Genomic DNA, 20,610 nt, shown 5'->3' with positions numbered 1-20,610 from the left:
ATCGAAGCGAGTTTATAGGAAATCTCTTCTCAAGTGTATTTGGTATTTTAGTTTCGGTGTTGATGGTACAAATCTTTTTCTACCAAACAAATCAATTGGGTGGCTGAGCATATGCCGACGTTCTGATTCTTCTAGGTATTTATAATACGTTACAGGGATTGATTGATTTCGCGCTTCGCCCCAATATGCCTAGACTTCTACTGCATATTCGGATGGGAACTTTGGATTATGTACTGACAAAACCGGTTGATAGTATGTTTTTCGTCAGTCTAAGGCATCTTGTTTTCTGGCGTTTGATTGATGTCTTGTTAGGACTCGGATTACTGATCTATGGTCTTTTTCAAAAGCATTTCATACCGTCTTTGCTTGATGTCGGTTTCTTTATTTTTAGCATCTTTGCTGCCCTTTTGATCATTTATTCATTATGGATGTTGTTGATGACCACCGCCTTCTGGGTAATTCGAATGGATGATTTGTCCTTCTTATTCAACTCCTTTTTTGAAACAACCAGGTTCCCCATCACCATGTATAAAGGATGGCTGCGTATGGCATTAACTTATATTTTACCGGCAGCATTTCTAACGTTTACCCCAGCAAGCTCCTTAATTGGCAAATGGGATGGGCGGACAACTGTTGCATCAATTATTATAGCAGTCATTTTCCTTTTGCTGGCACGCAGGTTCTGGAAGTTTGCACTTTCGAATTACACTAGTGCTAGCAGTTAAAAAACTTAGCCGTTGCTAAGTTTTTTATTTTGCTTCTTGGCGCCCAGCTATATTAATTAAAGATAATGAACAATTTAGGTGTTTTTTGAAGCCAAACCAGGAATCATGCGTAAATGCGATGGATGACATGGTAAGTAATATTTTTCCATACTTTGGGGACATTATGATTTATAACGATGGTCTTATTTGCTCACAGGGGGATTTATGTTTCATTTTTTTCAAAATTTAGCTTTAATTATTATTTTTGTTTCCTCGTCCATATATTTGTTCAATAAGCCTCTACATCAACTTAAATTCCTCCAAAAATTCCTTATTGGGTTATTACATAGCATTTTTGGGATCATATTTATCTATTTTGGAATCATAGTTGAAGGAAGCAGCATTTTGGATTTTAGACAGTTAGCTATCATTTCTTCTGCTTACTTTGGAGGCTTAACAGCTTCAATCGTCACAGGATTATTTTTAGGAATCTATAGATTGTTTTTCGTTAATGGATTAAATTATGCTTCAATTATGGGAGCATTCTCTATATTTGTTCTTAGTTTAGGACTTGGAATTATTTCCAATACAGTTTATCGCTTGATCCCAAAGTGGACTTTAATGATTTGCTATGGACTAATAATCGGAAATTCGACATTCTTACTGGTACTTTCAACACACTTAAGCCTGTTGCTTTATTACTCTTTAGTCATTTTGTTCGGTTGTGTATTAACTGCAATTGCACTATATCTTGCTAATGTAATTGAATTAAAAATTGCAGTAAATCAAACAATTATTTCACTTTTGAACAAATTTAATGATCATAAGTTTGAACAAATTTATCTAAAAGTACTTGAAGGACTTATATATTTAATTCAGTGTGAATATGGAAATATCGCAATATTTGATGGAAAGAAGTTTAAAATACTATGTATTTTTGAAAATCATAAATATAAATTTTCAAATTATGTAATTGAAAAAGGGGAGGTAGAGGTATTAGAAAAAATGAATTCAGCTGCTCCTATCATGTATCCGAATTGGAAACAAAATAAACCTTCAGGAGAGTTAGAACGCAAATTTTACGCCAAGGGAGTTCGTTCCTCCATTCATATCCCTGTAATTTATAAATCTGAATGCATTGCTGTTATAAATCTAGGCTCTAACATTCCATTTCACTTTACAAAAATGATTATGAATGCTGTTAATCAAATCCTTCCTGTACTGAGTTTCGGATTGTCTTTAATTTATTCAGAAAGCAAGTTTGCGACTATATCACAATCAGCAAATGATGGGATTATTTTAACCAATAGCCACGGGCAGATTATTTCTTGGAATAAAGGGGCGGAAAATATTTTTGGATACTCGAAAGTTGAAGCAATTGGAAAAGATTTAGGGATGATCATTCCCTATCATAATAAGGAAGCACCCCAAGGAGAGGCAGAGGGATTTTTTAAAAAAGGGATGATTGGTAAAACTCTTGAAATTCGTGGGATTAGAAAAGATGGAGAAATTGTTCCCCTCGAGGTATCCATAAACAAATGGCATATGGGTGGTATTCTTTATTTTAGTTGTATTATACGGAATATTTCTGAAAGAAAAAAAGCCGAACAAGAATTAAGAGATAGTGAAGAAAGATACAAAAAATTGATCAAACTTTCACCTGACGGTCTTTGTGTTTATCAAGGAAGCCGAATTATTCTTGCCAATGAAAAAGCTGCATCACTCATTGGATTAAACAATCCTTCAGAGTTAATTGGATTAAAAAGTTTAGCGTTTATACCTGCTGAAGACCATGGTAAAGTTCAATCTTTGATAAAAGAACTTTATTATGGTGAAGAGACACACAAAAATTTTGAGGTGCCGCTCAAAAGAATGAATGGGGATATGATAAATTCAGAGGTCTCAATGAGTATCATTCAATATAATGGAAAACCTGCGATAATGGCTACATTTAGAGATATCACGGAAAGAAAAAGAATAGAATACGAACTTAAAGAAGCAAACGAAAAACTGGAACGTCTCTCAAATATTGACGGACTAACAGGGATTCCAAACAGACGCTATTTTGATGATAGGTTGAAAAGAGAATGGGAAATAGCCTCTACTCTTTCTTCTCCACTTTCCATTTTATTATGTGATATTGATTATTTTAAGGCGTTCAATGATACATATGGTCATCTCCAAGGTGATGAATGTTTGACACAAATCGCCAAAGAATTGAGTAAAAACTTAATACAACCCAATCATTTTGCAGCAAGATATGGTGGAGAAGAATTTGTGGTTTTATTACCCGATACAAATTTAAAATCTGCTCTTAAAATTGCAGCTCGCTTAAAGGAATGTGTTGCAAATTTGCATATTCCTCATATATCGTCCAAAGTGCATGAGTTTGTTTCAACAAGTATAGGAGTTGCAACGTTTGTTCCTTCCTCTTTAGCGTCACCCAACGACCTAATAGAACAAGCTGACAAGGCACTATATGAAGCCAAACATCTAGGCAGAAACAGGGTAGCCGTTTATCCCAAAAGCATACTATAAAATCCCCACAAAGAAAGATTCAATCTCGAATTAATGGTCTTTTTCTAAATTTAATCAAACGTTTAATTAATAAGGCTATATTAAAGATCATTATTGAAATACTCACACTGTTGATTGGAGTGGAAATCAACAGCCAGGTTAAACAGCGCCATTAATAAAAAAATCGGGAATAGCGTACCAATTGTACGCGTTCCCGATTCTTAAATTTATTCGTATTTTCCTTCCAAACCCCTCTTGTTCATTGGTAGAAGAAGGATAACGAGAAAATCAAAACAATTTTTTATTGCTAGCCTATTACTCAACCGTCACTGATTTAGCGAGATTACGCGGTTTGTCAACATCGCAATCGCGGTGAAGAGCTGCATAGTAAGCAATTAATTGTAACGGTATGACAGAGATAAGTGGTGTTAATAAATCATGGACTTCCGGAATGACAAAGCTGTCTTCGTCCATGTTAAGGCCCTTCATTGAAATAATGCAAGGATTTGCACCGCGTGCTACTACTTCTTTCACGTTGCCGCGAATGCTTAAATTGACGCTTTCTTGGGTTGCTAGCGCAATAACAGGGGTACCTTCTTCAATTAAAGCAATGGTACCATGCTTCAATTCTCCGCCAGCAAAGCCTTCTGCTTGAATATAAGAAATTTCCTTCAGCTTGAGTGCTCCTTCGAGGCCAACATAGAAATCAATTCCGCGGCCGATAAAGAAGCAATTACGTGTTACTGCTAAAAATTCTCTGGAAATTTGCTCAATCAATTCTTTCGAATCACAAAGTACTTCCATTGCATTGGCTGCCAAGCCCAACTCATGGACAAGGTCGAAACCAATCTCTAAGCCGCGGCTTTTTGCTGTTACCTCCGCCAAAATGGCAAGAACGGCAAGCTGTGCTGTATAAGCCTTAGTAGAGGCAACTGCAATTTCAGGCCCTGCATGTAATAGAAGGGTAAAGTCCGCTTCACGTGAAAGCGTTGAGCCAGGAACATTCGTAACTGTTAATGCAGGGTAACCCATTTCTTTCACCTGCACGAGAACCGCACGGCTGTCGGCCGTTTCCCCACTTTGAGAAATAAAGATAAACAACGGCTTTTCTGAAAGGAGTGGCATGTTATATCCGAACTCACTGGAGATGTGAACTTCAACAGGGATTTTTGCCATTTTTTCAATGAACTGCTTTCCAACAAGACCTGCATGATAGGATGTACCTGCTGCAATAATATAAATTCGGTCAGAAGCGTTCATTGCCTTAAGAATATCACTGTTAATGATCAATTCACCACGCTCATTTTGATACTCTTGAATAATTTTACGCATTACTAGAGGCTGTTCGTCAATCTCTTTTAACATATAATGCGGATACGTTCCTTTTTCAATATCACTGGCATCTAGCAGTGCTTTATATGGCGCACGGTTGATTATCTCGCCATTTAAGTTTTGGATGACAACTTTGTTTCGAGATACAATCACAATTTCTTTGTCCATTAACTCGACAAATTGATCTGTAACTTGAAGCATGGCCATTGCATCACTAGCTACCACATTGAAGCCGTTGCCTAATCCTACTAATAGCGGGCTTTTATTCTTCGCTACATAAATTGTTTCATTTTCTTCAGCATCTAATAGAGCTAAAGCATAGGAACCATGTAAAAGTGCCAATGTTTTACGGAAAGCCGCTAATACATCTAAGCCTTCGTTTACAAATTTCTCTATAAGTTGAACAATAACTTCCGTGTCGGTTTCACTCTTGAAAGTAACATCTGTTAAATAGTCACGTTTTAAAAGATCATAGTTCTCAATTACTCCATTATGCACAAGAGTAAAACGGCTTGATGTACTCTGATGCGGGTGGGAATTTACTTTGCTTGGAACACCATGTGTCGCCCAGCGAGTATGTCCAATACCAACTGTTGCAAAGATTGATTCATCCACGATGCTGCGTAAATCGGCAATTCTCCCCTTCTCTTTAAAAACATGAACCCCATCTGCATTAATCAATGCAATCCCAGCAGAGTCATATCCTCTATATTCAAGCTTTTCTAACCCTTTTAATAAAATTTCTTTCGAATCTTGATTTCCAATATATCCAACAATTCCGCACATAATTTTTATTCCTCCCTGATAACAGGGGGCAGGTTTGCTTGGAGGCATTCCTGCCCCCTTATCTCTGTTTTAGGTATCTGTCTATACCTTGATCCACATTAATGTTAGTATGCGCATTTTCTTCTCTTTGTGCACAGAGTTGCCACTGTGTTTTAAAGAAGAAATTTCGGTTGTGCGCTGCAGCCGGGAGGTATCCGCCGAAATCTTCGATAAACCTCCTCCTCGTCAACTAACCAAATCCTCTCGGTTAGTTCAGGCGCTTTTTAAACTGATTTGTAATCCTCATGTTCCTCCTTTCATATACTTATTAATATAGCTGTATTAAAAAAGCAAAGCAAATTAATACTACATGATAGCAAGTATTACGTCAATATTTATTTTTACAGTTTTTGTATGATCTTAAATACCTGCAGCATCATACATAATAAAATATGCATAAGGGACACTTTTTGTTCCCCTATGCATATATAAACATCCCTATTCCTTTAATTCCATCTCTTCTTTGACTACAGCTACAATTCGATTTACATAGCTGTCACAGAGCTCCTCTGTCGCTGCCTCTGCCATAACGCGGACAAGCGGCTCTGTTCCTGATGGACGAACAAGAACTCGGCCATTTCCATCCATTTCAGCTTCTACTTGTTCAATAACAGCCTTCACTTTTACATTGTCTGTAACATGGTTCTTATCCGTTACTTTGACATTGACCAATTTTTGCGGATATTTTTTCATTTCTCCTGCCAACTCAGACAATGGCTTTTGCGTTGCTTTCATGATATTGACTAATTGCAGGCCTGTTAATAATCCGTCACCTGTTGTATTGTAGTCTAAAAAGATAATGTGGCCTGATTGCTCCCCGCCCAAATTATAGCCATTCTTCTTCATTTCTTCAACCACATAGCGGTCGCCTACAGCGGTTGGAACGCTGTGAATCCCATGCTGTTCCAGTGCTTTGTAAAAACCAAGATTGCTCATAACTGTTGAAACAATGGTATTATGTTTCAATCGTCCGTGTTCTTTCATATATTTTCCGCAAATGTAGAGAATTTGATCGCCATCCACTATATTTCCTTTTTCATCAATCGCAATCAAACGGTCGCCATCACCGTCAAAGGCAAGACCCACATCAGCGCCTTTTTCCTTCACCAACTCAGCCAAGCTTTCAGGATGTGTGGAGCCAACTCCGGCATTAATATTTAAGCCATTTGGAGCAGCACCCATCGTTAACAAATCGGCTTCCAAGTCTGCAAACAAATGTGTAGCTAATGAGGATGTCGCCCCATGGGCACAGTCCAGTGCAATTCGAAGTCCAGAAAAGTCTTCATCCACCGTATTTTTCAAATATTGGAGATACTTCTGTCCACCCTCAAAGTAATCCATTACTTGTCCAAGTGCTTCTCCCGTAGGACGTGGTAATTGGTCCTCGTGTAAATCAATTAAAGCCTCAATTTCCAACTCTTGATCATCGGAAAGCTTAAAGCCGTCTGGACCAAAAAATTTAATTCCATTATCTGCGACCGGATTATGGGAAGCTGAAATCATGACACCAGCCTGGGCTCCTAATGCTTTAGTAAGATAGGATACACCAGGAGTTGAAATCACACCGAGTCGCATAACTTCTGCCCCAATTGATAGTAGTCCTGCAACAAGTGCTCCTTCCAGCATATGACCGGAAATACGGGTATCGCGACCAATCAGAACCTTTGGTCTTGCTGTATCCTTCGTTAAAACATATCCGCCAAAACGGCCCAATTTAAATGCTAATTCAGGTGTTAATTCACTGTTTGCTATTCCTCTTACACCATCGGTACCGAAATATTTTCCCATGAAAATCCGCTCCTTCAACATATATTGCTGGAAATTATGCATTATTTTTAATCGTTATTTTTGCTGTTAATCTATCCGTTTTCCAATTAATTCCAGATGGGCCGTCGATCTGTATATCAACATCGTGGCTGCCTGCCTCAAGGTTTGATACATCAATATAGGCACTAAAATCGTCAGGTCCCAGCGCTGTTAGAGCCGCACTTGGTCCATTTATGATGATATCTACCGATTGACTTACAGGATCATCCATTTGCACCGTATTATTTGGGGCAAGCCCCTTCATTTTTATTGGTACCTCTGATATTGTTTTCTGCCCTTGCTTGTTAACGACTACTGTCACTTTTGCCATCTGCGGAGTTACCTTCGTGATTCCATTTGCTATAATTACCGGTAAATTTAATGTGGTATTATCCGTAATTTTACTGACATCCACTTCTACTCTCACACTATCGGTATTTTTTAAAATATCCTCACTGCCGGATATGACAGCCTCCTTGGCATCAAGGCTAATCGATGCAATCGATATTCCGGATGGCGGTGTCCCTTTTTGAACGATATTGATTGGAACTGTTTTGCTTGTTGCCTTAATAGGTATCGTCACTTTTACAGTAGAAGGTTCTACTGTTACGGATAGTTTATTTAAGTCTTTATCCAATACTTGTACTCTTGCTTCTCTTGAAAGCGTATCTTTTAATGGTTTATTGTCTTCCACTACCGCTTTTACATAGGCAATACTGTCGATTTCACTTTTTGCCCCGGTAATTTTGACTCTTCTTGGCTCCACAATTGGCTGGCCTGCAGCATAACCATCTCCAATTTCATTCGAATTAAATTCTGCATCCACCTTAAAGTCTTTTGTAATTTTTTCTTGTACTGTAACATTTATAGTTGCAGGTTTGATGGTTGCTATTAAGCGGTCGGATAAGTTTCTGACCTTAAGCTTTACTTTCTGCTTTCCTACCTTGGCATTCGTTAAGTCTACATACACTTCAAAATTTCTTAAAGCTTTGGCCGTCTGTACATGTATGATCGGGCCTTTTATTGTCATATCCACTGTATTAGGAATTCCGGTTACAACCAAATTTTCAGTATCGTAATAGGCCTTTACCGGTATATTCGTAATTGTCTCGGTTGTTTGCTCGCTTGGTACATAAACATCCGTCAATTTACTATTGCTTGTATAAGATACAGATGAATATAAAAGAAGGGCCAGTACCAGAGATAAAATTTTAATAAACCAAGGATTATCCATCCATTTATCCATTATTTTTCCCCCTCCAGTTCCATCGAGCTGAAGAAGCTTGTTTTGACTTTGAATTCACTGATAACTCTCTTGTGAGCAGCTCTCTAAACTCTTCCGCACCCAAATCACGATGAAGTTCTCCATTCTTAGTCAAAGAAATACCGCCGGTTTCTTCTGATACCACGATCGTTACACTATCCGTCACTTCACTGATCCCCAGTGCTGCCCTGTGCCTTGTTCCTAATTCTTTAGAAATAAAGGGACTTTCGGATAAAGGCAAATAGCATGCTGCTGCGGCAACATTATTTTTCTGTATAACAACGGCTCCATCGTGAAGCGGGGTATTTGGAATGAAAATATTAATCAGCAGCTCTGACGAAATTCGGGAATTTAAACCGATCCCCGTCTCTATATAGTCACTCATACCCGTTTCGCGCTCAATTGAGATAAGGGCACCAATTCTCCGTTTAGCCATATAATCGGCTGCCTTCAAAATGGCTTCCACCGTCCGTTCCTGCCCTTCATCATCCGAACTGGTGCTTCTTGAAAAAAACCGCCCCCGTCCTAATTGCTCAAGCGCCCGCCTAAGCTCTGGCTGAAAAATGATAATAATCGCAAGAAAACCGTATGTAATGACTTGCTGCATCATCCAGCTTAAAGTCGTCAATCCAAAAAAATCACTGGCAATCCTGACAACAAGAATAACAAGAATCCCTTTTAATAACTGAACGGCCTTTGTTCCTTTAATAATATTTATTAGTTTGTAAATGACATACCATACAAGGAGAATATCAACAATGCTAGATATATACTTCCAAATTGTCCAATCAGCAAACGGCATAGTTTTTCCTCCGTAATTTTGCTTTAAAAAACCAAATCGAAATCACAACTTATTTATTATAACATAAAATAGCTTGTCTTTATTATATGTTACTGCATAAAGAAAACTCGCCGACTGGCGAGCCCGTTAGGGCGAAGACAGAGGCGTAGTTGCACTTATGCCTGATAGGAAAGTTATACTTTCCTATCGGCTGAATAAAAAACTCGCTATTAGGCGAGTCCGTTAAGTTAACGGAAGATAGAGAGCTCTGTTTCAACAGTTTACGCTCCGCTCTTGGGCCATGTCAATCAAGAGGTCTGAGGCCTCATAATAAAAAGACAAATCACCTGTCATATAAGGGATTTGCCTTATTGTTCAAAAATATCAACGACTTCTTTTGCGGTATGTTTCATATAATACCAAATCCAATCAAATACTTCGTTGACTTCATCAATTTCACCTGTAACATGACCTGCAGATGCTAAATATTTTTCGCCATTTATGACTGTCACATTTCCTTGAACTTCCCCTTCAATTTTCAATGTTCCGTTGCGGACTACTACATCACCTTTTACTACTTCGCCTTTGGGGACAATTACGGTATTATTTTTTACCACTAGATTTTTTTGCTTGGAGACAGAAAATTCCCGATCTTGATTCCATGCCGAGAACAAGCTCCCCATCATCAAAATGACAAATAAGGACGCGGCTGAAAGTAACGGATGCTTTCTTAACCATCGCTTCATCCAAACCTTCTTTTTTTCCTTTGGAAGACGAGCTAATACATTGGCCGTGAAATCTGCCGGTGTTTCCATATGTGAAATACTTTTCACAAACGAAATTGTCTTTTTTAGTTCGTAAAAAATGATTTCACACTCTTTACAATGTTGAAGGTGCTCACTTAAAACTTGTTCATTATCAAGGTCAATTTCCTCATCTAAATACTCATGCATTAGCTCAATGATGTGGTCTGGACACATGGATCGCTTCACCTCTTATCAAACATAGCGCAGCTGCTGCCTTAATGCTTCACGGCCGCGGTGAATTCTCGTTTTAACTGTTCCTATAGGCAGACCGAGAATATCGCTAATTTCATTTAAAGATAAACCTTCAATATATTTCAAAATAATCGCTGATCGATATTTTTCAGGGAGTTTTAATATTTCTTTATGAACCGTTTCCTGCAGTTCTAAACTTTCCAGCTCTATTTCCGGCAGCGGAGATTCAGAAGGTACTTGTGAATAAAGTGTTAGCCCTTCGGTTCCAGCTACTTCAGCGTCTAAATAATGATCCGGCTTTTTCTTCCTCATTCGATCTATGCACAAGTTAGTAGCAATTCGAAAAAGCCATGTTGAAAATTTTAGATTCTGATTAAACGTATGGATATTCGTATAAGCTCGTATAAACGCTTCTTGTGCCGTATCCTCAGCTTCGTGCCGATTTCCAAGCATCCTGTAACATAACTGAAAGACACTGTTTTTATAGATATCAACAATTTCCCCAAATGCTTCCTGGTCACCTTTTATTACTTGTTTTATTCTCTTTTTCACAATATCTTCCATTAAGTTATCTCAGCTCCATTGCCTATCTACGAATACGATTAACTCTTAAAAAAGTTTCATTTTGCTTAAAAAAATATACAACACCATTATATTAACAAATATTTACTAAAATGGTTAGGGAAACTTCAATTACTTTTTTCTTGTCAAGGTCAGGAGATGGACTTGCATAGATTATAGGCTAATTTCCTTAAAAGGGGCTTAAAATTAAAAAGCAGCTGCATTTGCAACCGCTTTTTTTGTATCTAGTAATTTCTTAAACTTTTTTATAGTAGTTTTTCTCCAAATAAAGAGCCCATTAGCCCGACAGCAACAGCGGCAGTTTTATTTTTTTCATCTAAAATTGGATTTACCTCTACGAATTCTGCTGATGTGATGATCTTGGCTTCTTCTAGCATCTCCATCGCTAAATGGCTTTCACGGTAGCTAATTCCGCCCATTACTGGTGTTCCTACCCCTGGAGCCTCACTTGGATCGAGTCCATCCAAATCAAGTGATAGATGCACACCGTCTGTATTTTCTTTTAGATAAGAGATTGTTTCCTCCATTACCTTTGTCATTCCCAAACGATCAATTTCATGCATGGTATATACTTTTATGCCTTTTTCCTTAATCAGGGTTTTTTCGCCTTCATCTAGTGATCTGGCACCAATGATGACGATATTTTCAGGGTTAATTTTCGGAGAATACCCGCCGATATCTGTTAACTTTGGATGACCCAATCCAATACTTACAGCTAAAGGCATACCATGAATATTACCGGAAGGGCTGGTTTCAGCAGTATTTAAATCACCGTGGGCATCATACCAAATAACGCCAAGATTTTTGTAGTGCTTTGAAACACCAGCTAACGTACCAATCGCAATACTATGGTCACCGCCAAGTACCAATGGGAACGAACCAGATTGGACCGCTTCATCCACTTTTTCAGCAAGCAACGAATTCTTTTCTGCAACTAAATCTAAGTTTCTCAAATTGGATTCTTCGTCAACCTGAACCTCTGGTCTTCCAATTGCAATATCACCTAAATCATGAACATCATCAAATAATGGTTTAAGGCGCTCTACGATTCCAGCATAACGGATGGCGCTTGGCCCCATATCAACTCCACGTCTCATTTGACCTAAGTCCATCGGCATTCCAATAATTGATAGTTTCTTATTCATAGCCATTCTCCTTTAATTCGTTATGTCTATATTTTAACCGCTTTCAGTTACTTGACTCAACTCGACAAAATTTTGTATATATATACGTTGATGATGAAGAGAAAAAGGGGATTGAGATATTTGTCCTGAATAAAGGTTTCGTTTTTAGCGTGACTTGGATCTTGGAGGGATAAAAGGGTACCTCTAGTCGGGGATGCCCTTTTTTGCCGGACCTGTTACCTATGGCTTAACACTTAAACCCTTTATTGATGAGAGTTCTCGATTAGACGTTTCTATTTTACTTACTTGGCTTTGACTTTTTGGCACTCTTTATATTACAAAATGAGTTCTTGTTGTCTCCTCAGGGCAGTTTTTGTTTCTTCCTTTAACTAGAACCTATCAACTCTAAAAATAGTATCTATTTTTAGAGTTGAACATATAACTACAGACATCAACATACCCAACCACAACTTTTTCTGACTAATTACATACGAAGTATCAATTAATTATTAAAAAAACAAAAAAACCTTAAATCATAAACGATTTAAGGTTTTTTTCTTATATAAATTATGGAGCCTAGCGGGATCGAACCGCTGACCTCCTGCGTGCAAAGCAGGCGCTCTCCCAGCTGAGCTAAGGCCCCAAATGGAGCGGAAGACGGGATTCGAACCCGCGACCCCCACCTTGGCAAGGTGGTGTTCTACCACTGAACTACTTCCGCATCATCACAATTAAAAACCCAAGAAAATTTCTGGGGTTCATTTAGAAACTTAATGAGCCATGAAGGACTCGAACCTTCGACCCTCTGATTAAAAGTCAGATGCTCTACCAACTGAGCTAATGGCTCAAAGCTTGGCTGGGCTAGCTGGATTCGAACCAACGAATGACGGAGTCAAAGTCCGTTGCCTTACCGCTTGGCTATAGCCCAATAGATGATTAATAACTAGGATGTCCAAAAAAACAAAAAATATAATGGTGGAGGGGGACGGATTCGAACCGCCGAACCCTGAGGGAGCGGATTTACAGTCCGCCGCGTTTAGCCACTTCGCTACCCCTCCATTATGGTGCCGGCTAGAGGACTTGAACCCCCAACCTACTGATTACAAGTCAGTTGCTCTACCAATTGAGCTAAACCGGCATAAAACAAATATTGAATGGTGGAGGATGACGGGATCGAACCGCCGACCCTCTGCTTGTAAGGCAGATGCTCTCCCAGCTGAGCTAATCCTCCAAAATGGTGACCCCTACGGGATTCGAACCCGTGTTACCGCCGTGAAAGGGCGGTGTCTTAACCGCTTGACCAAGGGGCCGTATGTTATCCATAAAGATAAGCTTCCAAGCGGGCTCGAACCGCTGACCTCTTCCTTACCATGGAAGTGCTCTACCTACTGAGCTATGGAAGCATAATCTATTTTATTTAAATGAAATGGCTCCGCAGGTAGGACTCGAACCTACGACCGATCGGTTAACAGCCGATAGCTCTACCACTGAGCTACTGCGGAATAATATATGCCTGGCAGCGTCCTACTCTCACAGGGGCTTTCGCCCCAACTACCATCGGCGCTGAGAAGCTTAACTTCCGTGTTCGGTATGGGAACGGGTGTGACCTTCTCGCCATCACCGCCAGACTATTTAATAGACACCTTATTATTATAATGTCTTTTTCATTTTTTTCAAGAGAAAATTTACTTTTTCATTCCCTCAAAACTAGATAATGCAGAAGAAACGTTTAAGAACGAGTTCGCTTTATTCATATTGCTATGACTTGGTTAAGTCCTCGATCGATTAGTATCAGTCAGCTCCACATGTTACCACGCTTCCACCTCTGACCTATCAACCTGATCATCTTTCAGGGATCTTACTAGCTTGACGCTATGGGAAATCTCATCTTGAGGGGGGCTTCATGCTTAGATGCTTTCAGCACTTATCCCGTCCGCACATAGCTACCCAGCGATGCCTTTGGCAAGACAACTGGTACACCAGCGGTGCGTCCATCCCGGTCCTCTCGTACTAAGGACAGCTCCTCTCAAATTTCCTGCGCCCGCGACGGATAGGGACCGAACTGTCTCACGACGTTCTGAACCCAGCTCGCGTACCGCTTTAATGGGCGAACAGCCCAACCCTTGGGACCGACTACAGCCCCAGGATGCGATGAGCCGACATCGAGGTGCCAAACCTCCCCGTCGATGTGGACTCTTGGGGGAGATAAGCCTGTTATCCCCAGGGTAGCTTTTATCCGTTGAGCGATGGCCCTTCCATGCGGAACCACCGGATCACTAAGCCCGACTTTCGTCCCTGCTCGACTTGTAGGTCTCGCAGTCAAGCTCCCTTGTGCCTTTACACTCTGCGAATGATTTCCAACCATTCTGAGGGAACCTTTGGGCGCCTCCGTTACTCTTTAGGAGGCGACCGCCCCAGTCAAACTGCCCACCTGACACTGTCTCCCACCCCGATCAGGGGTGTGGGTTAGAATTTCAATACAGCCAGGGTAGTATCCCACCGACGCCTCCACCGAAGCTGGCGCTCCGGCTTCTCAGGCTCCTACCTATCCTGTACAAGCTGTACCAAAATTCAATATCAGGCTACAGTAAAGCTCCATGGGGTCTTTCCGTCCTGTCGCGGGTAACCTGCATCTTCACAGGTACTATAATTTCACCGAGTCTCTCGTTGAGACAGTGCCCAGATCGTTACGCCTTTCGTGCGGGTCGGAACTTACCCGACAAGGAATTTCGCTACCTTAGGACCGTTATAGTTACGGCCGCCGTTTACTGGGGCTTCGATTCAGAGCTTCGCTTGCGCTAACCCCTCCTCTTAACCTTCCAGCACCGGGCAGGCGTCAGCCCCTATACTTCGCCTTGCGGCTTCGCAGAGACCTGTGTTTTTGCTAAACAGTCGCCTGGGCCTATTCACTGCGGCTCTTCGAGGCTATTCACCTCAAAAAGCACCCCTTCTCCCGAAGTTACGGGGTCATTTTGCCGAGTTCCTTAACGAGAGTTCTCTCGCTCACCTTAGGATTCTCTCCTCGCCTACCTGTGTCGGTTTGCGGTACGGGCACCTTTTATCTCGCTAGAGGCTTTTCTTGGCAGTGTGGAATCAGGAACTTCGGTACTCTATTTCCCTCGCTATCACAGCTCAGCCTGTTCGAAAAGCGGATTTTCCTGCTTCTCAGCCTAACTGCTTAGACGCGCATATCCAACAGCGCGCTTACCCTATCCTCCTGCGTCCCCCCATCACTCAAACGATAAAGAGGTGGTACAGGAATATCAACCTGTTGTCCATCGCCTACGCCTTTCGGCCTCGGCTTAGGTCCCGACTAACCCTGAGCGGACGAGCCTTCCTCAGGAAACCTTAGGCATTCGGTGGATGAGATTCTCACTCATCTTTCGCTACTCATACCGGCATTCTCACTTCTAAGCGCTCCACGGGTCCTTCCGATCCCGCTTCACAGCCCTTAGAACGCTCTCCTACCACTGACATCGTAGATGTCAATCCACAGCTTCGGTGATACGTTTAGCCCCGGTACATTTTCGGCGCAGAGTCACTCGACCAGTGAGCTATTACGCACTCTTTAAATGGTGGCTGCTTCTAAGCCAACATCCTGGTTGTCTAAGCAACTCCACATCCTTTTCCACTTAACGTATACTTTGGGACCTTAGCTGGTGGTCTGGGCTGTTTCCCTTTTGACTACGGATCTTATCACTCGCAGTCTGACTCCCACGGATAAGTCTTTGGCATTCGGAGTTTGTCTGAATTCGGTAACCCGATGAGGGCCCCTAGTCCAAACAGTGCTCTACCTCCAAGACTCTTACTACGTGAGGCTAGCCCTAAAGCTATTTCGGAGAGAACCAGCTATCTCCAAGTTCGATTGGAATTTCTCCGCTACCCACACCTCATCCGCGCACTTTTCAACGTGCGTCGGTTCGGGCCTCCATCCAGTGTTACCTGGACTTCACCCTGGACATGGGTAGATCACCTGGTTTCGGGTCTACGACTACATACTAAAACGCCCTATTCAGACTCGCTTTCGCTGCGGCTCCGTCTCTTCAACTTAACCTTGCATGTAATCGTAACTCGCCGGTTCATTCTACAAAAGGCACGCCATCACCCATAAACGGGCTCTGACTACTTGTAGGCACACGGTTTCAGGATCTCTTTCACTCCCCTTCCGGGGTGCTTTTCACCTTTCCCTCACGGTACTGGTTCACTATCGGTCACTAGGGAGTATTTAGCCTTGGGAGATGGTCCTCCCTGCTTCCGACCGGATTTCACGTGTCCGGCCGTACTCAGGATCCACTCAGGAGGGAACGAAGTTTCAACTACAGGGCTGTTACCTTCTATGACGGGCCTTTCCAGACCGCTTCATCTACCCCGTTCCTTTGTAACTCCATGTTGAGTGTCCTACAACCCCGAAAGGCAAGCCTTTCGGTTTGGGCTGTTCCCGTTTCGCTCGCCGCTACTCAGGGAATCGCGTTTGCTTTCTCTTCCTCCGGGTACTTAGATGTTTCAGTTCCCCGGGTCTGCCTTCAGTACCCTATGTATTCAGGTAAAGATACTGCTCCATTACGAGCAGTGGGTTTCCCCATTCGGAAATCTCCGGATCAAAGCTTACTTACAGCTCCCCGAAGCATATCGGTGTTAGTCCCGTCCTTCATCGGCTCCTAGTGCCAAGGCATCCACCGTGCGCCCTTTCTAACTTAACCTACGGGTGAATATAAGCTTCGCATCTCTTCGTCAGCTTCCGCAGCGAAGCTCCTCATGTATATCATACACTCCAGTGCTCGCTCAGTCGCTTCCTCGATTTGCTCGCTTCTATTCCCCCTCTAATAAATATTAGAGAGAAAAACTAAAATGGCGATTACTCGGTTCTTGCTTGGTTTCTTCTATACGATTATCTAGTTTTCAAAGAACGATGTGTTGAGAGATTGTTCTCTCAAAACTAAACAAACAAAGAACGTGTCACAAACCGTTTTGTCTGGCTCATAGGTCCAGCTTTATCCTTAGAAAGGAGGTGATCCAGCCGCACCTTCCGATACGGCTACCTTGTTACGACTTCACCCCAATCATCTGTCCCACCTTAGGCGGCTGGCTCCTTGCGGTTACCCCACCGACTTCGGGTGTTACAAACTCTCGTGGTGTGACGGGCGGTGTGTACAAGGCCCGGGAACGTATTCACCGCGGCATGCTGATCCGCGATTACTAGCGATTCCGGCTTCATGCAGGCGAGTTGCAGCCTGCAATCCGAACTGAGAATGGTTTTGTGGGATTGGCTCCACCTCGCGGCTTCGCTGCCCTTTGTACCATCCATTGTAGCACGTGTGTAGCCCAGGTCATAAGGGGCATGATGATTTGACGTCATCCCCACCTTCCTCCGGTTTGTCACCGGCAGTCACCTTAGAGTGCCCAACTAAATGCTGGCAACTAAGATCAAGGGTTGCGCTCGTTGCGGGACTTAACCCAACATCTCACGACACGAGCTGACGACAACCATGCACCACCTGTCACTCTGTCCCCCGAAGGGGAACGTCCTATCTCTAGGAGTGTCAGAGGATGTCAAGACCTGGTAAGGTTCTTCGCGTTGCTTCGAATTAAACCACATGCTCCACCGCTTGTGCGGGCCCCCGTCAATTCCTTTGAGTTTCAGCCTTGCGGCCGTACTCCCCAGGCGGAGTGCTTAATGCGTTAGCTGCAGCACTAAAGGGCGGAAACCCTCTAACACTTAGCACTCATCGTTTACGGCGTGGACTACCAGGGTATCTAATCCTGTTTGCTCCCCACGCTTTCGCGCCTCAGCGTCAGTTACAGACCAGAAAGCCGCCTTCGCCACTGGTGTTCCTCCACATCTCTACGCATTTCACCGCTACACGTGGAATTCCGCTTTCCTCTTCTGCACTCAAGTCCCCCAGTTTCCAATGACCCTCCACGGTTGAGCCGTGGGCTTTCACATCAGACTTAAAGGACCGCCTGCGCGCGCTTTACGCCCAATAATTCCGGACAACGCTTGCCACCTACGTATTACCGCGGCTGCTGGCACGTAGTTAGCCGTGGCTTTCTGGTTAGGTACCGTCAAGGTACCGGCAGTTACTCCGGTACTTGTTCTTCCCTAACAACAGAGCTTTACGACCCGAAGGCCTTCATCGCTCACGCGGCGTTGCTCCATCAGACTTTCGTCCATTGTGGAAGATTCCCTACTGCTGCCTCCCGTAGGAGTCTGGGCCGTGTCTCAGTCCCAGTGTGGCCGATCACCCTCTCAGGTCGGCTACGCATCGTCGCCTTGGTGAGCCGTTACCTCACCAACTAGCTAATGCGCCGCGGGCCCATCTGTAAGTGACAGCCGAAACCGTCTTTCAGTTCTTCCTCATGCAAGGAAGAAGATTATCCGGTATTAGCTCCGGTTTCCCGAAGTTATCCCGATCTTACAGGCAGGTTGCCCACGTGTTACTCACCCGTCCGCCGCTAATCTCAAGGAGCAAGCTCCTCAAGATTCGCTCGACTTGCATGTATTAGGCACGCCGCCAGCGTTCGTCCTGAGCCAGGATCAAACTCTCCAAGAAAGTTGATATAGCTCATAAAAATAACGTTGGCTTCATTTCTAACGAAATGAATAATTATTGTTTGTTAACGTTTTTGTTTGTTTAGTTTTCAAAGAACTATCTTGCCCATTCGCTCAAAAGCGACTTTTTAAATATATCACACACCAACGATAGTGTCAACAACTTTTTTAAATTGTTTTTTTCGTCAGCAGCGACTTTTAATAATATATCAGCCTTTTAAAAAAGTGTCAATTACTTTTAAAAAAAAAGCTTCACCCTTTTTTTCGCCCTTTCTTTCCTTTCCACATATATTTTAAACATTCATGTGGGGAGGCAACACGTTTAAATAAGGAAAATAATACTTTGTATCGCTCTTCCATTGCTCTCTTTACGATATGATCAATCCGCTCATCCCTTAAATCAAACAAGATTTCATCAAGTTCTCTCTTTATTAGGTATTCGATCTCTTTCACTTCTTTTTCATTGATGAGAAGTCCAAACATTGAATAACCTCCAGCGAAATTTCTAGTTATAGTAGTCTTTTCCAATTTATTAAATTTTATAATAAAATCTCCCATCATATTTTTTAAAAGACAAGCATAGGTTTGAGACTAGAAGGATTTGGACGAGGTGGGGTCAGGATGAATTTCTTTTTTATTCTAAATGGCAAGGCTTTAAAAAACATTGCCCTTATTTTAGTTGCGGCTTTTTTTACAGCATGGTTTCTTTACATGGAGAACATTACACAAGTTCCCGTATTCTCAGCTAAAGATGCACCAAAAGCGGTATATCGTGGAGAAAAAGATGTTGCCTTGACTTTTAATATTGGCTGGGGTGATGAAAAAGCTGAACCGATTATAGATACACTCAAAAAGGAAAATGTGAAATCGGCTACTTTCTTCCTTTCCGGTTCATGGGCGGAAAGACACCCTGATATTGTCAGCAGTATTATAAAAGATGGCTATGAAATTGGTTCACTGGGTTATAATTATGAAGACTATACGGAGTTGGATGATGCTCGAATAGCCAAAGATATTACTAAGGCACAAGAAGTTTTTAAAAAATTAAATGTAAAAGAAGTAAAACTGCTCCGGGCACCTACAGGTCATTTTGATGTACGAACATTAAAAATTGCCAAAAGATACGGCTATACCGTTGTACATTGGAGCTTAGATTCAAAAGACTGGCAGAACCCTGGAATAAGGGCCATTGTGTCAAATGTTAATAAAACCCAAAAGGGGGATATTGTGCTCCTTCATGCTTCTGATTCCGCTAAACAAACAGCAAAAGCTTTACCGCTGATCATGCAGGATCTTCATCATAAAGGCTTGAAACTTGTCACGGTATCAGAAATGATTGCGAACGGAGAAGCACGTTCAAACGAAATCAGATAAACCAAAATACAAGAACCGCCCGTTTAAACGGACGGTTTTTGTATTTATTCTTATAAACTTTGGCTATTTGGAAATTGTTTTTTGGTTTTCCCTTATTTCTCTCTCTTGTTGAGACTGAATGTTTAATTTATGGAGAATTAATAATTGGTAGGCATTACAGGCCATTAAGGCAAACATCATGGGGTAAAACAGACTGGATCCATTCACTCGAAGTGCTGGCATCCATTCCACCAAAGTTCCCACAATCATAAAAAAGAACGCTGGAATAAATGCTTCTCGATTTGTTTGTTTCATTTTGAACCAGGCAGTTATATAACCAATAACCAATATCAACATGGCAAGTCCTACATAAGGGATTATAGAATTGCCGGGTTTCGCAAAGCTTTCAAACCTAAGATAGACTAAGTCAAATAACGCAAATAAGGTTAAAACAAATTGGACGGAATTCCAAAGGGAAACGGACTTAAATATTCCTAATCCAAATCGGTGAATGGTTAAATAAGCAAAAAAGCCCATTTGGCTGATAACGCTAAATAGAAAGCCCATTACAATTAACCAAATAAGCGCAGATAAGATATCCACCACTTTAAATCCAGTAATATACGGCTGAAATTGACTCCAGCGGACAATGAATCCCACAATAGCAGTTGTGACTCCACCAACTAATAATGTGGTCATAAAGAGTCTTACCCAATTCCGGCTTGTCACACCTGAAACCCCCAAAAGAAAAAATATCTTCCAATTCGATTGTAC

Annotated in this window: 12 protein-coding genes, 10 tRNA genes and 3 rRNA genes; 3 read left to right on the top strand and 22 right to left on the bottom strand. The window is 41.8% G+C overall.

From position 1 onward, the window contains the following. The first annotated feature begins 158 nt into the window (after positions 1-158). Together HPT25_RS08930 and HPT25_RS08925 are read left to right on the top strand one after the other, a co-directional pair. Complete coding sequence (locus HPT25_RS08930) at positions 159-725, top strand: ABC transporter permease (RefSeq protein ID WP_246277164.1); 567 nt, start codon at positions 159-161, stop codon at positions 723-725. Between the two features lie 204 nt (positions 726-929). Further along, a complete protein-coding gene (locus HPT25_RS08925; RefSeq protein WP_173062784.1) occupies positions 930-3,242 on the top strand; it encodes a diguanylate cyclase domain-containing protein in 2,313 nt (770 codons plus the stop codon). A 294-nt stretch (positions 3,243-3,536) separates the two neighbouring features. Here the strand turns inward: HPT25_RS08925 and glmS are convergent, their stop codons facing one another. The 21 genes from glmS to HPT25_RS08820 all read right to left on the bottom strand — a co-directional run bounded on the left by glmS (position 3,537) and on the right by HPT25_RS08820 (position 18,966). Next, positions 3,537-5,339 (bottom strand): glutamine--fructose-6-phosphate transaminase (isomerizing), encoded by a 1,803-nt coding sequence (gene glmS, locus HPT25_RS08920; RefSeq protein ID WP_173062781.1) that lies wholly within the window; start codon positions 5,337-5,339, stop codon positions 3,537-3,539. A 477-nt stretch (positions 5,340-5,816) separates the two neighbouring features. Further along, entirely contained in the window at positions 5,817-7,166 is a 1,350-nt protein-coding gene (gene glmM, locus HPT25_RS08915) for a phosphoglucosamine mutase (protein ID WP_173062778.1), read from the bottom strand. A gap of 34 nt (positions 7,167-7,200) precedes the next feature. Beyond that, the gene (locus HPT25_RS08910) at positions 7,201-8,430 is read right to left on the bottom strand and encodes a CdaR family protein (protein WP_173062775.1); all 1,230 of its coding nucleotides are present in this window, start codon (positions 8,428-8,430) and stop codon (positions 7,201-7,203) included. Beyond that, the gene (gene cdaA, locus HPT25_RS08905) at positions 8,423-9,250 is read right to left on the bottom strand and encodes a diadenylate cyclase CdaA (protein WP_173062773.1); all 828 of its coding nucleotides are present in this window, start codon (positions 9,248-9,250) and stop codon (positions 8,423-8,425) included. The genes HPT25_RS08910 and cdaA overlap by 8 nt, the downstream gene beginning before the upstream one ends. Before the next feature lie 347 nt (positions 9,251-9,597). Beyond that, positions 9,598-10,209: an anti-sigma factor family protein gene (locus tag HPT25_RS08900; RefSeq protein WP_173062770.1), complete on the bottom strand. Its 612-nt coding sequence runs from the start codon at positions 10,207-10,209 to the stop codon at positions 9,598-9,600. An 18-nt stretch (positions 10,210-10,227) separates the two neighbouring features. Then, positions 10,228-10,791 (bottom strand): RNA polymerase sigma factor SigW, encoded by a 564-nt coding sequence (sigW, locus tag HPT25_RS08895; RefSeq protein WP_173062767.1) that lies wholly within the window; start codon positions 10,789-10,791, stop codon positions 10,228-10,230. Between the two features lie 263 nt (positions 10,792-11,054). After that, entirely contained in the window at positions 11,055-11,954 is a 900-nt protein-coding gene (gene rocF, locus HPT25_RS08890) for an arginase (protein ID WP_173062765.1), read from the bottom strand. Between the two features lie 549 nt (positions 11,955-12,503). After that, a tRNA-Ala gene (locus tag HPT25_RS08885) sits at positions 12,504-12,576 on the bottom strand. A 3-nt stretch (positions 12,577-12,579) separates the two neighbouring features. After that, positions 12,580-12,654, bottom strand: a tRNA-Gly gene (locus HPT25_RS08880). A gap of 53 nt (positions 12,655-12,707) precedes the next feature. Continuing rightward, positions 12,708-12,780 (bottom strand) — tRNA-Lys (locus HPT25_RS08875). A 6-nt stretch (positions 12,781-12,786) separates the two neighbouring features. Further along, positions 12,787-12,861: transfer RNA gene (locus HPT25_RS08870), tRNA-Gln, on the bottom strand. A 45-nt stretch (positions 12,862-12,906) separates the two neighbouring features. Further along, positions 12,907-12,991, bottom strand: a tRNA-Tyr gene (locus HPT25_RS08865). Between the two features lie 4 nt (positions 12,992-12,995). Continuing rightward, a tRNA-Thr gene (locus HPT25_RS08860) sits at positions 12,996-13,071 on the bottom strand. A gap of 17 nt (positions 13,072-13,088) precedes the next feature. Next, a tRNA-Val gene (locus HPT25_RS08855) sits at positions 13,089-13,164 on the bottom strand. A 4-nt stretch (positions 13,165-13,168) separates the two neighbouring features. Beyond that, a tRNA-Glu gene (locus tag HPT25_RS08850) sits at positions 13,169-13,243 on the bottom strand. Between the two features lie 20 nt (positions 13,244-13,263). Continuing rightward, positions 13,264-13,336: transfer RNA gene (locus HPT25_RS08845), tRNA-Thr, on the bottom strand. Between the two features lie 24 nt (positions 13,337-13,360). Beyond that, positions 13,361-13,435, bottom strand: a tRNA-Asn gene (locus tag HPT25_RS08840). A gap of 9 nt (positions 13,436-13,444) precedes the next feature. Beyond that, a 5S ribosomal RNA gene (rrf, locus tag HPT25_RS08835) occupies positions 13,445-13,561 on the bottom strand. Between the two features lie 137 nt (positions 13,562-13,698). Next, positions 13,699-16,633, bottom strand: a 23S ribosomal RNA gene (locus HPT25_RS08830). A gap of 301 nt (positions 16,634-16,934) precedes the next feature. Continuing rightward, positions 16,935-18,484, bottom strand: a 16S ribosomal RNA gene (locus HPT25_RS08825). Together the 16S, 23S and 5S rRNA genes with 10 tRNA genes alongside form the textbook arrangement of a ribosomal RNA operon. A gap of 251 nt (positions 18,485-18,735) precedes the next feature. After that, complete coding sequence (locus HPT25_RS08820) at positions 18,736-18,966, bottom strand: hypothetical protein (protein ID WP_173062763.1); 231 nt, start codon at positions 18,964-18,966, stop codon at positions 18,736-18,738. A 138-nt stretch (positions 18,967-19,104) separates the two neighbouring features. Here HPT25_RS08820 and pdaB point away from each other — a divergent pair, with 138 nt between their 5' ends. Further along, positions 19,105-19,857, top strand: coding sequence for a polysaccharide deacetylase family sporulation protein PdaB (pdaB, locus tag HPT25_RS08815; protein ID WP_173062761.1), 753 nt, complete (start codon positions 19,105-19,107; stop codon positions 19,855-19,857). 63 nt (positions 19,858-19,920) lie between these two features. Here the strand turns inward: pdaB and HPT25_RS08810 are convergent, their stop codons facing one another. Continuing rightward, positions 19,921-20,565: a KinB-signaling pathway activation protein gene (locus HPT25_RS08810; protein WP_173062759.1), complete on the bottom strand. Its 645-nt coding sequence runs from the start codon at positions 20,563-20,565 to the stop codon at positions 19,921-19,923. Positions 20,566-20,610 lie beyond the last annotated feature (45 nt).

Source organism: Neobacillus endophyticus, assembly GCF_013248975.1.
GTDB classification, from domain to species: Bacteria; Bacillota; Bacilli; order Bacillales; family Cytobacillaceae; genus Neobacillus; species Neobacillus endophyticus.
Note: the sequence above shows the minus strand (reverse complement) of the source record. Positions and strands in the feature narration are given on the sequence as shown.

What these genes read in the sequence shown, in the direction of transcription:
- HPT25_RS08900 (WP_173062770.1), bottom strand. Translation starts at nt 10,209, where the DNA reads ATGTGTCCAGACCACATCATTGAGCTAATGCATGAGTATTTAGATGAG.
- rocF (WP_173062765.1), bottom strand. Translation starts at nt 11,954, where the DNA reads ATGAATAAGAAACTATCAATTATTGGAATGCCGATGGACTTAGGTCAA.
- cdaA (WP_173062773.1), bottom strand. Translation starts at nt 9,250, where the DNA reads ATGCCGTTTGCTGATTGGACAATTTGGAAGTATATATCTAGCATTGTT.
- HPT25_RS08910 (WP_173062775.1), bottom strand. Translation starts at nt 8,430, where the DNA reads ATGGATAAATGGATGGATAATCCTTGGTTTATTAAAATTTTATCTCTG.
- glmM (WP_173062778.1), bottom strand. Translation starts at nt 7,166, where the DNA reads ATGGGAAAATATTTCGGTACCGATGGTGTAAGAGGAATAGCAAACAGT.
- sigW (WP_173062767.1), bottom strand. Translation starts at nt 10,791, where the DNA reads ATGGAAGATATTGTGAAAAAGAGAATAAAACAAGTAATAAAAGGTGAC.
- glmS (WP_173062781.1), bottom strand. Translation starts at nt 5,339, where the DNA reads ATGTGCGGAATTGTTGGATATATTGGAAATCAAGATTCGAAAGAAATT.
- pdaB (WP_173062761.1), top strand. Translation starts at nt 19,105, where the DNA reads ATGAATTTCTTTTTTATTCTAAATGGCAAGGCTTTAAAAAACATTGCC.
- HPT25_RS08925 (WP_173062784.1), top strand. Translation starts at nt 930, where the DNA reads ATGTTTCATTTTTTTCAAAATTTAGCTTTAATTATTATTTTTGTTTCC.
- HPT25_RS08820 (WP_173062763.1), bottom strand. Translation starts at nt 18,966, where the DNA reads ATGTTTGGACTTCTCATCAATGAAAAAGAAGTGAAAGAGATCGAATAC.